At 68.5% G+C, this 18198-nt stretch carries 8 protein-coding genes and 1 pseudogene; 5 read left to right on the forward strand and 4 right to left on the reverse strand.

Annotated features, from left to right (window positions below; translation table 11 throughout):
• Positions 1–126: 126 nt before the first annotated feature.
• Entirely contained in the window at positions 127–609 is a 483-nt protein-coding gene (locus E0500_RS23165; RefSeq protein ID WP_131571979.1) for a hypothetical protein, read from the forward strand.
• Here E0500_RS23165 and E0500_RS23170 read toward each other — a convergent pair.
• The 3 genes and pseudogenes from E0500_RS23170 to E0500_RS23180 form a co-directional block, all read right to left on the reverse strand.
• Positions 541–3197: pseudogene (locus E0500_RS23170) on the reverse strand (SpoIIE family protein phosphatase). The gene E0500_RS23165 and the pseudogene E0500_RS23170 overlap by 69 nt on opposite strands.
• A 1218-nt stretch (positions 3198–4415) precedes the next feature.
• On the reverse strand, positions 4416–6410 hold the full coding sequence (locus tag E0500_RS23175) for a glycoside hydrolase family 97 protein (RefSeq protein WP_131559265.1): 1995 nt from the start codon (positions 6408–6410) through the stop codon (positions 4416–4418).
• Positions 6411–6583: 173 nt separating this feature from the next.
• A complete protein-coding gene (locus E0500_RS23180; RefSeq protein WP_309505241.1) occupies positions 6584–8599 on the reverse strand; it encodes a right-handed parallel beta-helix repeat-containing protein in 2016 nt (671 codons plus the stop codon).
• Positions 8600–10028: 1429 nt separating this feature from the next.
• Here E0500_RS23180 and E0500_RS23185 point away from each other — a divergent pair.
• The 4 genes from E0500_RS23185 (at position 10029) to E0500_RS23195 (ending at position 16844) form a co-directional block, all read left to right on the forward strand.
• A complete protein-coding gene (locus tag E0500_RS23185) occupies positions 10029–11354 on the forward strand; it encodes an ABC transporter substrate-binding protein (protein WP_131559261.1) in 1326 nt (441 codons plus the stop codon).
• A gap of 111 nt (positions 11355–11465) precedes the next feature.
• The gene (locus E0500_RS44065) at positions 11466–11597 is read left to right on the forward strand and encodes a hypothetical protein (RefSeq protein ID WP_258572903.1); all 132 of its coding nucleotides are present in this window, start codon (positions 11466–11468) and stop codon (positions 11595–11597) included.
• A 169-nt stretch (positions 11598–11766) separates the two neighbouring features.
• Entirely contained in the window at positions 11767–14607 is a 2841-nt protein-coding gene (locus E0500_RS23190) for a hypothetical protein (RefSeq protein WP_131559259.1), read from the forward strand.
• Positions 14608–14771: 164 nt separating this feature from the next.
• Positions 14772–16844, forward strand: coding sequence for an alpha-galactosidase (locus E0500_RS23195; protein WP_131559257.1), 2073 nt, complete (start codon positions 14772–14774; stop codon positions 16842–16844).
• Positions 16845–16908: 64 nt separating this feature from the next.
• Here the strand turns inward: E0500_RS23195 and E0500_RS23200 are convergent, their stop codons facing one another.
• The gene (locus E0500_RS23200) at positions 16909–18003 is read right to left on the reverse strand and encodes a fatty acid desaturase (RefSeq protein ID WP_131559255.1); all 1095 of its coding nucleotides are present in this window, start codon (positions 18001–18003) and stop codon (positions 16909–16911) included.
• Positions 18004–18198: the final 195 nt, after the last annotated feature.

Consider the following 18198-nt stretch of genomic DNA (forward strand, 5'->3'; position numbering starts at 1 on the left):
TGAAATCGATGTCAGGGACCGTAGGTCTGTGGTCGTCACTAGGTCAATGCCTTCCGGGGATTTGCTTGACATCCCGTGCCCGGAAGGTTGAAATCGATACCAGTGCGAGCGGTGAAGGGGTCCCCGGTGTCACCTGGCCACGTCGTACCGCTGATCACCGACCAGTTCCAGTGCCAGCGACTCGGCACCACCGACCCGCTGGCCCGGAAACCGAACCTGGACCGTCTGACCGCCGACTGCGTCAACCGTACGAACATGTTCCGCTCGGACCCCGCCGTGCACACCGTCGCGGGTGTCGATCCAGACCGGGTGTGCCCACAGGAGGCGGACGTGATGGCGATCTACGGATTCGGCGGGCACACCGGTCAGCCGAGTCCCGACCGGAAGACCGTCGGTCGCGCGGCCGTGCCCGGGAGGACGCCAAATGGCGCCCAGGGCACCTGGACAACGGATCGAGCTCATGACACACCGCAGTGCTCCAGCCCGCCGGTGAATTTTCTGACCGCTGCGGCGTGTGCGGTCGGTCTGCTCACCGGATCTTTATTCGTCCCATTGGTCAAGGAAGACGTCGACCAGGTCGGAGCGAGGTTCGGCGGCTCCGTCGTGTAGGGCCTGTTCGGTCCAGATGACCTTGCCGCGGCAGGTGTAGCGGGTGCCCCAGCGCTGGGCGAACTGGGCAACGAGGAACAGCCCGCGGCCGCCCTCGTCGCTGGCCTTGGCACGGCGCAGGTGAGGGGAGGTGCTGGAGCCGTCGGCGACCTCGCAGATCAGGCGGTTGCGGTCGTGAAGCAGACGGAGCCGGATGGGCTGGGTGCCGTAGCGGATGGCGTTGGTGACCAGCTCACTGATGATCAGCTCGGTGGTGAAGGCCACCTGGTCCAGGCCCCAGGCCCGCAGTCGGCGACCGGCGTCGCAGCGGACGCGGGCGACGGCCGCAGGGTCGGAGGGCACGTCCCAGTCGGCGACCCGGTCGGGGGCCAGGATCCGGGTGCGGGCGATGAGCAGGGCGACGTCGTCGCGGGGGCGCTCGGGCAGCAGGGCGTCGAAGACTGCCTGGCAGGCGGCCTCCGGGGTGCGGCCGGGGTGGGCCAGGGCGCCTCGCAGGAGGTCCAGACCGGCATCGAGGTCGCGGTGGCGGTCTTCGATCAGCCCGTCGGTGAACAGGGCCAGCAGGGAGCCCTCGGGCAACTGCAGTGCCGCGGTCTCGAATGGGAGGCTGCCACCCAGGCCGAGGGGTGGGGAGAGGGGGTGTCGGGGAAGGTGACGGTGCCGTCGGGGTGGACCAGGGCGGGGCCGAGGTGGCCGGCGCGGGCGATGGTGCACATCCCGGTAACCGGGTCGTAGATGGCGTACAGGCAGGTAGCGCCGGTAATGGTCGGCGCTTCCTTCTCGGTGGTGGCCTGGTCGGCGTCGATCTGCGCGACCAACTCGTCGAGGTAGGCCAGCAACTCGTCGGGGGCCAGGTCCAGGGCGGAGAAGTTGTGGACGGCGGTGCGCAGGCGGCCCATCGTGGCCGCGGCGTGCAGGCCGTGGCCGACGACATCGCCGACGACCAGGGCCACCCGGGCCCCCGGCAGGGGGATGACGTCGAACCAGTCCCCGCCCACCCCGGCCTTCGCCGGCAGGTAGCGGTACGCCACCTCGACGGCTGACTGCTCGGGCAGGGAGCGGGGCAGCAGGCTGCGCTGGAGGGTGACGGCGGTGGCGTGCTCGCGGGTGTAGCGGCGGGCGTTGTCGATGCACACCGCGGCACGCGCCGCCAGCTCTTCGGCGAAGGACAGGTCCTCCTCCCCGAATGCCTCGGAGCCCTCGCCGCGCCAGAAGTCGGCCAGCCCCAGCACCACGCCCCGCGCCCGCAGCGGCACACTGATCAGCGAGTGGACGCCGTAGTCCAGGACCCGCCGGGCTCGCTCGGGATCCTGGGCCCGCCAGCCGTCCGCCGCACTCAGATCGGCCTCAAGGACCGCCCGGCTGCTGGCCATGCTCGACGCCATCGGCGAAGTGGGCGCGAATCTGATCACTTCGCCCGCCGAGTGGAGCGGCGAGTCCTGCCGGACGCCTCGGGCGGCCGTGCGGCGCATCTCGGTGCCCCCCTCGGTCGGCTCCCCGCCCCGCACCACCGGCTCTGCCAGCTCGACAGTGACCATGTCGGCGAACCGCAGGGTCCCCACCTCCGCCAACTCCTCGGCAGTGCGCACCACATCCAGCGTGGTGCCGATCCGCATCCCCGCCTCGTACAGCAGCCGCAATCGCTCCCGCGCCCCCTCGGCCCGGCCCGCGAGCGCCCGCAGGTCGGTGGTGTCCCGCAGTGTCACGACGCTGCCCGCAGGTCCGCCCGCACGGTCCGTCGGCCGAGCGTTGACCGCCAGCAGCCGGTCCCCGGCCAGATGGACCTCGTCGGTGGTCGTCCGGCCGGTGGTCAGCAGCCCGGCCGTGCGCCCCTCCAGGCCGAGGCCGGTTACATGATGCCCCTCCGCGTCCGGCGGCAGGTCCAGCAGTCGGCGCGCTTCGTCGTTGGCCAGCAGCAGACGCCCGTCGCCACCGACGATCAGCACCCCCTCCCGCACCGAGTGCAGGACCGCATCGTGGTGCTCGTACATCCGGGTGATCTCTGCGGGGCCCAGGCCGTGGGTCTGGCGCAGCAGCCGTCGGCTGAGCAGCGCCGCTCCGCCCGTGGTGACGGCCACCGCGCCGGCGGCGGCGCCCAGTACGGCCGGCAGCTGCTCTGTGACCCTGTCGCTGACATGTTTGAGCGTCACCCCGGAACCGACCGCGCCGACCACCGAGCCATCGGGTTTCTTGACGGGGACGAAGACACGGATCTGCGGGCCGAGACGGCCCACGGCCTTTCCTTCCACCGTCCGCCCGGCCAACAGGGGAGCCATGTTCGTGGGGGCCTGCGTGCCGATGAGCTCAGGCAAGCTGGAATGGGCGTAGCGGATTCCGTCCCGGTTCAAGACGGATAGGAAGTCCACACCGGAGCCCTTCGCGGCCTCCTTGACCCTCGGCTGCAGCACTGCGGTGGGATCAGGGGACGCCAGGGCTTCCACGAGCCCCGGAGAGCTGGCAAGGCCCTGAGCGACAGCGAGTGAACGATTGCCGGCTTCGCGGGCGCTCTCGCGCTGGGCAGCCAGCACGAGCATGACGATGGCACCGATGGCAAGCAGTACCACGACCGCCACCTGCAGCACGAACATCTGGCCGACGACACTGCGGACACTCAGAACCGAAGGCGGGCCCTCACGTCGGCTGCGAGCGGAACCGTCCGAGGACCGAGCATCCGAGGTAGGGCTGGATCGGATTCGAAATCCAGACATGTGCCTATCTTGCGCTTGTAGACCCTGGAGTCGATCACATGGGCAGCCACAAGATCGATGCCGGGAGTTGAAACGGGGCGGGAGGCGGGCCGGTGAGAATGGTGCTGCGGCACGGCAGGATGCCGGCTCTGCGGTGTTCCGGACGAGAGTTCACCGGGCGCAGGAGTACTTGGCGGATTGGGAGACCGGCTCCGGCCAGACCCTGGTGCACCGGCACCGCGCCCTTCCTCCGCGCGCAGCGACCAGCGTACTGCCGCAAGTCCATGATCTGCCCCAGGTGCGGTGTGCTGCAGCCGGGCCCAGATGAACCACCGGGTCGCGCGAGGTCGAAGACCACCTCTCGCGTGGCTGGACACGGCCTCCAGAGCGTTGAGGTGACTGGCCTCCGGAGGACGGCGCGACGCCGTGTCACCGTGTCTCCCCGTCGGGCGGGAACGAGCACCAACAGCGCCTGGGGGTTTTGGCCGCGGGAGTTCGATACGGATGCTGCCGGGCGACCAGGTATTGCTCAGACGTGGGGCGGGAGGAGGGGTGTGGAGCGACGGCATCCGGAGTACCTGATCGCCATTGCGGAGCACGGTGCCGCTCGCGATCGAGGCGACCGCCGTCACCACGATCTCCCGCAGGCGGCACCTCTCTGGCCGGGTCCGACCAATGTGTCGGTTGGGCGCCGGGACGGCGGCGCAGACTGCGCACTCCGGGTGCAGCACCTGGTGGGCCGGGCGGTGTGCACCACTATCCGGCACGCGTCGTCCCTCTCGGCCACCGCGTCCCAGCATCCCGGCCGCTCTGAGCTCGCCGTGGATGTTCCGTCCACGCGGGCACCTGCTCGTACGGCTGACGGACGAATCGCCATCCTGCTGCGCCCGGTGGCAGTCCGACGCTGAACGTGATGATCACAGCATGAATCCCCTGAGGGCGGCCGGACCCACCCGGATTCGGCCGCCCTCACCGCTTGGCGGCGCCGCGTTGGGGAAGTGCCCGCTGGCCCCGCAGGCCTTGGCAGGTGCGAGCGTTGACGCTCTCGGTCGCGTTCGTGCGGCCCCGGGACTCATGCGTCCCGGGGCCTCGGTCGGTGGGTGCGCCTCCTGCCCGAGGTCAGCTCGGCGTCAGGATGATCGCCTGACCGCCCGCGCCGGCCATGGCCACGTCCAGCGTGGTGTCCGAGGTGACGGTCCGGGTGCGGACCACGACCGGGGTCTGGTACGGGCTGCTGCCCGGCGTGCCGTCGGCGTAGACGGTCGCCGTGTAGGCCGTCCCGTCGTCCAGGAACGAGAGCGGGATCGACAGCGTCCGGGCCGCCTCGTTGGTCATCGCCCCCAGGTACCAGGTGGAGCCGTTGCGGCGGGCGACGGCCACGTACTCGCCGATCGAACCGGCCAGGGTCCTGCTCTCGTCCCAGGTCGTGGGGATCGCGTTGAACCAGGGCAGCCCGGGCCAGCCCGCGGTGTTGGCGTACTTGGAGGGCTTGTCGTACCAGAAAAGGAAATTGAGGGGCTGGTAGTACACCGCGGCCATCGCCATCTGGTGCGCGTTGGTCGTCTTGTTGCGCGACTGCCCGTAGCAGATGGTGTAGTCCATCGGGCCGCCTATGTTGCGGGCGAAGGGCAGTGTCACGTTATGGGCGGCGGTCGGGAACTGCTCGTTGCCCCGTACGCCTTCCATGCTGAGGTAGTTCGGGTACGTGCGCTCATAGCCGAACGGGCGCACGTTGTCGTGCATGTCGATCAGCAGCTGGTACTTGGCGGCTGTTTCGGCCCAGCCGGTGATCTCGTTGGTCATCGCCTGGGTGCCGTCGTTGATGAAGCCGAGCTTGATACCCGCGACACCCCAGCTCTTGTAGAGGCCGAAGAGTGAGTCCGTGTCGGTCAGCGCGAGCTGGTTGACGTAGAGGAAGACGCCGATGCCCTTCCCGGCGGCGTACGAGATGACGGACGGCAGGTCGATGGCGGCGATCGGGGTCGTGGCCTCGGGGGTGGTCCACTCCGACCCGTACCAGCCGGTGTCGTACTCGATGTACTGCAGGCCGCGGGCCACGGCGAAGTCGACGCCCGCGAGGCCGGCGGCGGTGGTGAGTTCGCAGCGGAAGACCTTGCCCGGCTTGATCCACGAGGTGTCGGCGAGGGCGTTGGCAGGGGCCAGGTTGAGCACCAGTTCGGCGTTGTCGACCAGTTCGGCGTGCGTGGCCCCGATCACCACCGCACGCCAGGGCGTGGCGAACGGGGTCGTGACCGTGGTGGTTTCCGCGACCTCTCCGGTGCCGCGAGCGGTGTGCTCCATGAGGAAGGCGGCGAGGGTGCCCGGCTGCCCGGAGACCGAACTGAGCATCAGACGCGGGAAGTTCACCCGGGAGGACTCGCAGACGCAGGCGATGAACCCGCCCGCGAGGGTGGCTGTCAGCGGCAGATCGGTGAGGGGGCCGTTGTCCGTGGTCGGCTTTCCGGTGGGCGGGATCGCGTCGGGGGCGACCGGGTTGTAGGCGTCCTCGTCGCGGGCGCTGTAGACGGTGGTGTTGTCCGGGAAGACGAACGTCGTGAGTTCGTCGGAGATGGTGGCCGTGCCGGTGCCGGTGCCGGTGCCGGCGTCGAGGAGGACGTAGCGTAGAGCGACGCCGCTCTTGTAAGCGCGGATCCGGACGCCGAAGCGTACGCCCGAGGCCGTGTCCTGGAGAGTCCAGCGCTGCTCCTGGTAGTGGTCGGCGACGGTGGCGTTGCGCCCGTACACCGGGGACCAGGTGTCATGGACGGTGCGCCGCTGGTGCCGGGTCACCCTCACATCGCTGCCGAGGACGGTGCCGTCGCTCAGGCGGATGCCGAGGGCCGAGGTGTCGATCACCGTCTTGCCGTTGCGGGTGGCGGACCACGTGAGGGCTCCGTCCACGACCGACATCGTGATGGAGGTGCCTCCCATGCGTGCGGTGGCGGTGGCACTGACCGGGGCGTCCGCCGCGTGGGCAGGCCGCGTGGTGCCGAGCCCCACCGCCGCCGTCCCGACGGTGACGGCCGCGCTCTTGAGTATCCCCCGGCGGGACAGTGCCCCCGGGCGGCCGACTCGGTTCGCGATGGGTTCTTCCTGGTGTCCTTCGGTGCTCATCGTGAAGGGACCTCTCCTTGGGTGATCGCGTCGATATATCTCTTGGCGGTATCTCTTGGCGCGAGTGGAATTTCGGTAGTAACCGCTTACCGACTTGGCATGCCTACGCCGGAGCCAACGTGGGTTATGGCCGGCCCCGGACGCTTACGCGATGTTCGGCCTGGCAACACCGGTCAGAGGTCCGGCACGTCATAGCGGTCGGTGTAGTGCTCGGGCACATGGGTGAATGTGGTGTTGCGGTAGACGGGGTGGGTTTTCAACAGCATGAGATCGCTGTCGATGTTGTCGAAGCGGCTGTTCAGTACCTGGACGTCCGTGACGATCTTCCAGACACCGCCTCGCTTGTTGTTCACGATGTTCGACCGGTTGATGATCACTTGGCGCGGAGAGTACGTCGGGTCCTCCGTGTACTGGCCGGGGTTGTGGAAGATCTCGCAGATCATCCACAGCGCCGTCGCCCCGGCACCGCTGATGTCGAACCGGTGGAAGAAGATGCGCTCGTCGTCGCTTCCGTCGGCCTGGACGGCGTTGCGAGTGGTGTGCCGGATCTCGGCCCGCTGCACGATCACGTCGGCGGTCGAGGTGTACTTGGCGCCCTTGCCCCTGATCGGCTTGGACATGTCGGCGTCCGACTGGAGGATGTTGTTGTCGAAGAGCCAGTAGACGTTGTGGAAAAGGCTGTGCCGCTCGCCGTTGTACATGGACGTCAGGCGGTCCGTGATGATGTCGCTGGTTCGCTTCATGTGAATGCCGTGACCGCCGAAGTTCTGCACGGTCAGGTCCTGCAGGACGATCCGCTGGTGCCGGGCGCTGACGGGGTCGGCGCCCGCGAAGTAGATACCGGTGGGGGCGTCGAGGTCACCCCGGATTCCCTCCAGCGTCATGCCCTTGATGACCACGTCGGTGAGCTGCTTGTCCGTCGTGCCGATGGCGTAGTCCGGCCCCGAGTAGCGCACGACGGTTCTGCCCTGCCCGGCGCCGACCAGTGTCACACGATCACGGAGGTCGAGAGGCGCGTCCAGTTCATGCACCCCCTCGCCGAGTCTGACCACGCCGCCGCCGGCCGCGCCGACCTGGTTGACGGCGGCCTGGATCGACTCGCCGGGGCTCACGGCCACCTCGTGGTCGAGGACCTGGCGTGGGTAGGTGACGTGAGTGAAGTCGTTGTCCCATTTCGAGGCGATCAGATCGAGTACTTCGCCCTCGATCTTCACGGGCCTCACGGTCGCGTCCACTTCGGGGGCGTCCTCGGAGCGGGTCTCGTGGGGGATCACCACGCGGAACCGGTCCTTGAGTCTCACCTCGCCTTTGGTAATCGTGACGTCGACGAAGACCGTAGCGTCAGGTAGGGAGTCGGCAGGGCGGGTGACGGTGCCGTCGTCCCGCAGGTGCTGCTCGTCCCACGACCACCACGAGATCGACGAACCGCGGCGGCCGCGGTCGGGCATCGGGAGGTCCTCGACCGCGTGGTCCGCGCGCCTGGCGATGGCACGGGACACGGTAGCCAGATCTGACGCCGCGTCAGCCTGGTCGCGAGCCGTACTCAGGTCCGTTCGGGAGGTCACGACCAGCCGAGGACGCAGGTCTCCGTACGTGCCGGAGTCGGAATAGAACTCCGCGGCCCGACCGCCTGCCGTCTCGTTCCACACCCGCAGGGAGAGGAAGCCGTCTCCCTCGCGCTCTGAGGACACCGCCGTCGTAACGTCCGCCTGATAGGTCGTGGTTCCGCGCCGCGTCACGAGAGGGGCTTCGGCCCCCTCGATGGGCGTGACCGCTGGCTTGGTCGCCCCTGTGAGAATGAAGGAGGGATCGGCCCTGCGCGGGTTCAGGGCGTTCCAGTAGTCGTTCGTGAACATGCCGGTGGCCAGCCTGATGTCCTTGTCCCCCGCGGACCGCGGCGTTGTGGTGAGGACCAGCCGCGCCTCCACGACCGCTCCCGGAGCCACCGCGCCGTCGCCGACCTTGAACTGGACGAAGGCGGCCATCGAATCGGGTGCGTCGAGCCCGCCCGCGTTGTTCACCGCAAGGGTGTCGGCCCAGCTGCGGTCCTGGTTGGTCGTGCCCACCGTGTCCGTGTCGATGACGGGGAAAAGCGTCGTCTCGACCGTCCGGCCGCTCACGGCGGTCCCGCTGCCCGACTCGACGTCGTTCGCCGCCGCCGGACTCAGCGCGACGGCCATCAGTCCCACAACGGCCAATCCCACTCCGATCGAATGAGCGTACCGTCGTCGGCGTTGTCTCCATAGAGGCATGTCGTTTCTCCTCATCTTGCGGTGAAGACCTTCGAGTAGGCGTTTGCCGACCGGAGCATAGGTGACGCAAGCGCGAGTCGAACCCGCGGGGAGAATTGCGAAACTTTCGCTGGAACTCGGCGTGTGGAGCCGACCGAAGTCATGGGCATGCGAGGAGTGGCCCGCCTCCTACACCTCCGTCCGGCCCTGCCCCGGACCCGGGTTTGCACCGCCCTGGCGTGTCGCGCGGTGGCACGACAGGGAGGTGGAGGCGCCGGCGAACGGTTGCGGAAGAAGAGCGAATGCCTCGGTCAGTGTCTTTATCGGAACGTGGAGTTGTACCAGACTTCGTCGTCGCGGGAATTCGACGATGTGGCGATAATGGCGGGATTTCCCTGGCGATATTGTCGTGGCTGTGGAAATGGCTGGTGCCGTTTTCCTCGGAGTTCATGATGATGCCCCGGTCTCGGTTACCGCTTACCGTGATTCAGAGAACGTCGATGCAGGGCATGTCCCGCGAGTCGGATGGCCGGGTGGCGAGCGGGGAGACCGTCGGTACGGGCTTGAACGGTCGTTCTCGACAGCCCCTTGCCGACCGGAGCACCGGGTCGCTCCGGCAAGCTCGTGACTGCGTTGCGACGGGAGGGCGGGGATGCCGTCCGCAAGGGCATGATCCTGATCGTCGACGGCACCTTGCTTCCCACAGCGACAGCACCATCGCCGAACGGTCGAAGCACACGTGCGGACGCCGCAGTCCCGGCAGGACGTCCGAACTTCCGCTCGCCGGAAAGGACGCTCGACTACGCCAACGAGAGCGGAGCCTGCGCGATGGCCGGCCACCTGCTGTCCGCCGGCCGCCGCACAACTGACCACCACGCACGTGCCGTACGAGGAGATGGGCCCTGTCCTGCTGCGGACCGTCGCCGACCGGGGCGAAGGCGGACCGGGCCGGCGCAGAAGCGCGGACGGCGAGCGCCTGGTGCTGGGCACCCATGTCCTCTTACGGCATTCATACAGCCACCTTCCCGGCGGTCGCCACGCCTCACGGCTTCTGTTACGTAAGCGCTTTCGAGAACGCCTTCCGATCGCGCACCGCTCGCGCGGCACTGAGGATCGGGCCGTTGTGCCTTTGACCTGCATCCCCGCATCGGCATGGCGAACAGGCAGGGCGGCAACGGCACGCAACGTGGCGAATGGCCGGCCAACAAAGTGCCGTAGGCCTCTTGCATGCAGCAGAGTCCGACACCTACGTTGCACAGCAACCGTTTTCTACAGCTTCCGCATGAGCTTCGAGACACGAGTCGACGGCTGCCGCGCTCGCTGTCGCGCCCCACCGAGTCGCTCTCCCTCTTCCGTGATCGTCTAAGTTTCTAAGGATGACCGCACGATGAACCCCACAAGCCCCTGGAGAAGGTTCGTCGCAGTCGTGGGCCTCGCACTGGCAGGTCTGCTCTCCGCCTGCGGCGGTCCCGGCTCCGACGACAGCAAGTCCGCCGGCCCGGTCACCCTCGACTTCTGGGGCTGGGCGAACGGCCAGGAAGCCGTCGTCAAGGCGTTCAACGCGAGCCACAAGGACGTCAAGCTGAAGTACACCAAGGTCACCGACCAGCTGACCATGCAGAAGCAACTGGCCAACGCCGTCAAGGCAAGGAACGCTCCCTGCCTGTTGCAGAACACCGCCGAGTATGTGACCAACTGGGTGTCCCAGGACGCCCTCGCCGACATCACGAAGTACGTCGAGTCCAGCAAGGACAAGTTCAACGCCGGATCGTGGGCCACCGCGCAGGTGCAGGACAAGGTGTACGGCGTCCCGACCAGCTCGGCACCCCAGTTCACGATCTACCGCACCGACATCTTCCAGAAGTACGGCCTGAAGGCGCCCGAGACCTGGGACGACTTCATCGCTGCGGGCAAGGTGCTGAAGAAGGACGGCATCAAGATCACCAACTATGCCGGCGAGGACCCCAGCACCCTGCAGTTGCTGGCCATGCAGGCCGGCGCGCACTGGTACTCCATCGACGGCGACTCCTGGAAAGTGGACTTTCAGGACCGGGGGACCTTGAAGGCCGCGAAGGTGATTCAGGAGATCATCGACAACGACCTCAACTCCAAGCTGTCCTTCGCCGACTACGCGGGCGTCCAGCGCAACTACGACAACGCCGGCACGGTGACCCGGCAGATCTCCACCTGGCAGACGGCCGGCATGGTGCAGAACTTCACCGAGTCCTTCGGTAAGTGGGCGCTCTCGCCGTGGCCGACGTTCGAGGGCGAGGCTGCGAAGACACCCGCGGGCACCAATCTGACCGGCGGTCTGACCCTGGTGACCAAGCAGTGCAAGTACCAGGAGCAGGCCGCTCAGGCGGCGCTGTGGATGTCGACGAACACCGACGCGGTCAAGATCATGGCGAGCCCGACCACCGGCAATGGCGTCATGCCTGCGCTGGCCGACAGCGACTCCTACGTCGACGGGACGATCTCCCAGAAGCTGCTCGGGGACAACTTCGAGCCGGCCAAGAGGGTCGTGACCGACAGCCTTGGCACCGTCACCACCGACTGGATCTGGGGTCCCAACTCGGCTGCGATGTTCACGGAGCTGCAGAACCAGTGGGCCAAGGTGGTCAGCAAGGAGGAGAAGGTGACGGACCTGCTGGCGCACATGCAGGAGTGGACGGTCAAGGACCTGAAGTCGCGCGGCACCAGCGTCAAGGGCTAGCGCCCTTCTGATGGATCTCCGCGGCGTCCGGCTCGCCGCTCGCCGCTCGCCGCTCGCCGCTCGCCGCTCGCCGCACGGCGCACGGCGCGAAGGGACAGGTGGCTCCGCCACATGACCCTCCACGCCGCACGCACCGGACGCCGCTCCTTCTTCCACGGAGATCCATCAGAAGGGCCGCGCCGCTGCCAAGGCCGGCCGCTCGACGGCACCGCTCTCGCCGAACTGCGCCCGCAGGCCGGGTGAGTGGTTCGCCCATCCAGTGACCCGGACGCCCTCTCCATCACCTGAACCCTCCCGCCTCCATCACCTGAACCCTCCCGCCTCCATCACCTGAACCCTCCCGCCGGTACCGCAACTTCGCGCCGGTGCCCGGCCACGAGCCGCAATGGCCGAGAACAAGAAGGGACATCGCGTGCCGCAGAACATCGCACGCCGCAGACTGCTGCTCCTCGCCGCAGGAGGCGGACTCGCCCTCGCTCTGCCGCCGCTGACCGGTGCCGCCCACGCGGCGACCGCGGATGCGACGGCCCCCACCGATCTCACCCACCCGTGGATCTACACGGACGCCTCCGAGAAGGAGGCGCTGATCGACAAGATCACGAACAGTGACTGGGCCAAGGCGTCCGTCGAGCGGCTCAAGGCGGTCATCGGCCCGCTCGCCGACCGGCACCAGAGCGACCCGGAGTGGATCCTGTCCCGGATGTCGATGTACTGGAAGGAGGGGCAGCGCTACACCCAGGTCTACGTCAAGAAGCAGAACTTCGACTACGGCGAGGGCAACGCGCCCGTGCCGACGGTGCGATTCGACGCGACCCGCGGCTGGAACTCCAACAAGAACCCACCGCTGGAGCAGCGCCTCGAGTACAGCGAGGACGGCTCGATGGTCAACCAGGACGGCGTGACCGTCCCGTACGCCGAGACCGGCCACATGATCCGCCTCAACAACGAGGAGATCCTCGGTCTCGCACAGCGCGCGGCCTTCCTGCACTGGGTGACGGGCGAGGAGAAGTACGCCGCCTTCGCCTCCGACATCTACTGGCAGTGGCTGATGGGCGTGTACTACATGAAGCCCATGCTGGACCCGACCAAGTCCCTGGGCGGGCCGGGTGGTTACGAGCCGGGCGGTATTTGCGGCTACTACGACTACGAGGTCATCCACGACCCCATGGGCGGGTTGGCCGCAGTCGTCTACGACTTCCTGTACGACTACCTCGACGCCCATCCCCACCCGCACGCCGTGGAGATCGGCAAAGGCCTGAAGGAACTGTCGACGGAGGTCTTCAAGCGTTTCATCGACATCGGTCTGGTACGTGGCATCGCGACCGGCAACTGGAACGTCAACGGCTTCGCCGGCATCGTCCCGGCGATGATGGCCCTGGACCCGGACGACCAGTACGCCGATGGCAAGGGGCGCGACTACTACCTCGCCTTCTACACGACCACCACGACCCAGTACCACACGGCGCTGCCGGACATCCTGACGGAGTACGACAAGGTCACCGGCCTGTGGCACGAGTCTCCCGCGTACTCGTTCGGGACGGTCGGCACACTGCTGGACTTGGCGGCGCCGGTCAGGCGACAGGGCACGGACACCATCGCGGGCAACGACGTCCTCCGTCGCGCGTCCCTCGCGATGGGGCCCTGGCTCGACGCGCGGGGCAACATGGTCGTCTTCGGGGACGGCCGCGGCGGGTCGCCCGGGTACACGGCATTCGAGCGGCTGCTGACCTACTACACCGCCACCGGGGACACCACGAACGCGGCGCAGGTCGCGGAGGTGCTCTCCAATGCGATGTCGGCCGGCCAGTACAACCGGAACACCCTGTCCTCCCCCCTGGACATCATCTTCGGCGTCGATCTGCCGACCACCGACGACTCGACGACTGACGTACGCACCGCCTACTCCCCGCACCACCGCCACATCACGATGAAGAACCGGAACGACGTGGCGGCCGGTCTCATGGCGACCGTGTACGGCGGCTACAACAGCACCGACCACCTCAACCCCAACGGGCTCGCCATCCAGCTGTACGGCCAGGGCTGGGCGCTGTCGCCGAACTGCAAGTCGTACGAGTCGTACACGAGCGCGGACTACGTCTACAGCAAGGGGCCGGCCGGCGCGAACACCATCGTCCCCGGCTACGCCTACGGTCCGATCACCGTGAACGCGATGGAGCCGGCACCTCCGGCGGACGCCTTCGTCAACACGACGCAGATATCCCAGTACGCACAGTTCACCGACGTCTCGGCGGACGAGAAACGGCGCCAGGTCGCCATCATCCGAACCTCGGACACCACCGGCTACTACGTCGACGTCTTCCGTTCCGACCAGGCCGACAACGACTACATCCACCACAACCTCGGTCAGGGCCTGACACTCGCGGACGCTCACGGCACCGCACTGGACCTGACCGCGGCGAGTGACCTGGGCACCGCAGCCAACGCCGGCTACAAGTACTTCACGAACCCGGTCAGCGCCGGTCACGACGGCGATCTGCGCGCCACCTGGACCGTCAACGCCTCGGACAGCAACCCCCGTATCGACATGCGGATGTGGATGCTGGGCCAGGAGGGACGCACGGTGTACCGAGTCGACGGCCCCGGTACCACGGTCAACACCAACGTCACTCCGAACGCCGTCAACCAGAAGCCGCAGACCACGCCGACGCTGATCGTCCGCCAGCAGGGCAACAACGCCGCGACCGCACCCTTCGTGTCCGTCTTCGAACCGGCCACGGACGGCGCCGGAACAGTCCGGGAGATCACCCGGCTCGCCGAGGGCGGCACGTTCACGGGCTTGCGGGTCCGCAGCGACGGCCCCGGGGAACTGCGCGGCCGCACCGAGTACGTCCTCAGCTCCGCCGGTACCGAGGCGCACTCCCCGCACCGCGACCTCGACTTCACGGGCGCCTTCGGCGTGGTCTGCACCAACGCGGGGAGATTGCGGTATCTCTACCTGGGCAACGGCCGGGATCTGCGCCACGGCTACCACCGCATCACCGCCGACGGCGACGCCGCCGTGGCCGCCGGGCTGGTCCGGGACCGTGACGGGACGCGCTACTCGGCGGACGGCTGGATCCGGATCACGCTGCCCTGCGACGGGCCCGTGCACAGGGCGCGGGTCGCCTACGAGACGAGGGACGGTTTCGTCTTCGCCGAGACGACGGCCACCCCCGCGGACCGAACTGTCACCGGACGCGTCCCGGCCGGATACGACGTGCGGATCAAGGTCGTGACCTCACACCGGCCTTGAGGAACACCGCTCACTGCCATTCGCCGGACAAGCCGTACGACGCATCCCACAGCCCGCGCCCGGACTCCTGTCCGACCCGCCACGGCCCGGCCACCGGTCCGGGCGGTCTCCCCCGAGCGGTCGGCGCCGATCGGACGCACCTGCACCCACTCTGGAAGGACGCCATGCAGACCACGCTCACCTGGGGCCACTCGGCACTCACCGTCGGCTTCGCCGCCGGAGCCGACGGGGCGCTCCGGATCACCCGCCTGGCCCGGCCCGGCGACCCCGAGCAGTCCGGGGGTCCGGACGCCGCCCTTCCTCTCGTCGATATCGCCGTGCTCGGCCGGGGCTATGGCGGGAACAGGCCGCGCTTCCTCCCCTCCGCCCTCGGCGGCCGACTGCGCCACCGCGGCCACCGCACCGAGCGCGACGGCGACTGGCACCGGCTCACGGTCGAGCTCCACGACCCGGCGAGCGGCCTGACCGCCGAGCTCGTGCTCTCCTCCCCGGACGGCGTGCCCGTCGTGCGCTCCGAGGTCCGGTTGCGCAACGACGGCCCCAAGACCCTGGTCCTGCGGTCCGTCTCCAGCCTCCTGCTGGGCGGGCTTCCGTCGCCCGACGCACTCGACGTGCACCGCGCGCGCAACGACTGGCTGGCCGAATGCCGCTGGTTCACCGAGCCGCTGCGCCGCCATGTGCCGGACATCAGCCGGGAGATGCACGCACACAACAGCGCCGCCCGTCTGGCGGTGAGCAGCCGCGGCAGCTGGCCCACCGACGGGCATCTGGCCATGGGAGCGCTGTCGGACCGCACCGACGGCCGGACCTGGCTGTGGCAGATCGACTCCACGGTTGCCTGGCGCTGGGACGCCGGCGAGTGCGAAGGCGGTACGTACCTCGCGCTCGGCGGGCCCACCGACGTGGAGCACCAGTGGCGTGAACGCCTCGCATCCGGCGAGGAGTTCAGGTCGGAGCCCGCGGCCCTCGCACTCGGCTCCGGCTTCGACGACGCGATGTCCGCTCTCACCGCGTACCGCCGTGCCGCACGCCGTCCGCACCCCGACCACACCGCGCTGCCCGTCGTCTTCAACGACTTCATGAACACGCTGATGGGTGACCCCACGACCGACAAGCTGCTGCCGCTCATCGACGCGGCGGCCTCGGTCGGCGCCGAGTACTTCTGCATCGACGCGGGCTGGTACGACGACGACGCGCAGGGCTGGTGGGACAGCGTCGGCGAGTGGTTGCCCGCCACGTCGCGCTTCCCCGACGGCGGTCTCGCGGCGGTCCTGGCCCACATCCGCAGCCGGGCCATGGTGCCCGGGCTGTGGCTGGAACCGGAGGTGGTGGGCGTGCGCAGCCCCATCGCGCGATCGCTTCCCGACGAAGCCTTCGTGCACCAGGACGGCATACGGGTCGCCGAGAACGGCCGCCACCATCTGGATCTGCGCCACCCGGCCGCCCGCGCTCATCTGGACGCGGTCGTCGACCGGATCGTCGGCGAGTGGGGCGTCGGCTACCTCAAACTCGACTACAACATCACCGTCTCCCCAGGCGGCCCCCTGCTCGGGCACGGCCGGGCCTGGCTGGACTGGCTGTCGTCCCTGCACGAGCGCTACCCGGGCCTCGTGATCGAGAACTGCGCGTCCGGCGGCATGCGGATGGAAGGCGCCTCGCACACCGTCACACAGCTGCAGTCCACCAGCGACCAACAGGACCCCCTGCGCTACGCGCCCATCGCGGCCGCCGCACCCGCAGTCGTGCCCCCGGAGCAGGGAGCGGTGTGGGCTTATCCGCAGCCGGATTTCACCGACGAGGAGAGCGCATTCACCCTGGGTAACGCCTTGCTGGGGCGGATCCATCTCTCCGGGTTTCTGGACCGTATGACGCCGGACCAACTGGCGCTGGTACGCCGGGCGTTGGACACGTACAGGGGGCTGCGGCACGATCTCCCGCGGGCCGTTCCCTTCTGGCCCCTAGGTCTGTCGGACTGGACAGACCCGTGGTTGGCGCTGGGGCTGAGGGCGGACGGCGTGACCTACATGTCGGTATGGCGCCGGGACGGCGCCGCCTCCTGCACACTGCCGGTGCAACACCTGGCGGGCCGGGCGGTGCGCACCACCATCCTGCACACATCGTCACCCTCGGCCACCGCGACCTGGCATCCCCACCGCTCGGAGCTCGCCGTGGACTTCCCATCCACCCCGGCATACCTGCTCGTACGGCTGACGGAGGACGGGTCGCCATCCTGCTGAGCCTGGTGGCAGGCGTAGGTCTGGGCCCGCCGCGCCCACGGTGCGGGGGCACGCCGGGCCGCTGTCACGACGCGCTGCGCTGGTGCCTGATCGGTTCCCCCACCTGGTGCAGGTGGGTCAGGGCCTCGCGATAGGACTGGATCAGCCCGGTCTCGTGGTACGGCACTCCGATCTCGGCGCAGTAGTCGCGGACGATGATCTGGGCCCGTCGCAGATGGGGAGTGGGCATGCTCGGGAACAGGTGGTGCTCGATCTGGTAGTTGAGCCCACCAAGCATCATGTCGGTGAGCCTGCCGCCGCGCACGTTGCGGGAGGTCAGTACTTGGCGCCGCAGGAAGTCGGGGCGGTCGTCGCCGGTGAGCGTCGGCATGCCCTTGTGGTTCGGGGCGAAGGTGCAGCCGAGGTAGACGCCGAACAGGCACTGGTTCACGGCGAGGAACGCCACCGCCTTGCCGGGGGAGAGCACCAGGAACAGGGCGGACAGGAAGCCTGCGATGTGCAGGAAGAGCAGGACACCCTCCAGCAGTCGGTTCTTCATGGAGGGCGAGCGCAGCGCCCGCACGCTCGCGACGTGCAGGTTGAAGCCCTCCAGTGTCAGCAGCGGGAAGAACAGGAACGCCTGGTGACCGCCGAGGAAGCGGGACAGGCCGCGGCTGGAGCGGGCCTGTGCGGTGGACCACACGAGGATGTCCGGGGCGACGTCGGGGTCCAGTTCCTCGTGGTTGGGGTTGGCGTGGTGGCGGGTGTGCTTGTTCATCCACCAGCCGTAGCTCATGCCGATACCGAGGTTGCCGAACAGTCGGCCTCCGATCTCACTCGGCCGACGGCGCCGGAAGACCTGACGGTGCGCCAGGTCGTGTGCTGCCAGGGCGATCTGGCCGAAAATCAGGGCCAGGCAGGCGGCGACCGCCAGTTGCCACCAGGTGTCGCCGAGAGCGAAGAAGGCCACCCAGCCCGCCACCAGCAGGGCGGTCACCAGACCGAGACGGAACGTGTAGTAACCCGGGCGTCGTTCCAGCAGGCCTGCAGCGGAGATGCGTTGGGAGAGCCTGGCGAAGTCGCTGCCGGTGCCGGTGCCGGTGCTGGTGCCGGAGCCGGACGTACGGGGACGGGTGGCGGGTGTCTGGGCCGGGGCGGATGCGTTGGTGGAAAACGTCATGCCGCCGAGTCTGCGGATGGTCGTCTGGCCGGGGCAGCCTGCCAGGCACCGTATACGCAGGGGTGCTGCCCCCAGACCACCCCAGGGGTTGTCACCACCCCTATGCCGTTGACCTGCTCCTTTTCCGAAGCGCATACGTCCGCGGCGAGGAGTGACGGACCGGGCCGGACCTGGCCGGGCCGGGCCGGGGCGTTC

Origin of the sequence: Streptomyces sp. KM273126 (assembly GCF_004337435.2) — a bacterium.
GTDB classification, from domain to species: domain Bacteria; phylum Actinomycetota; class Actinomycetes; order Streptomycetales; family Streptomycetaceae; genus Streptomyces; species Streptomyces acidicola.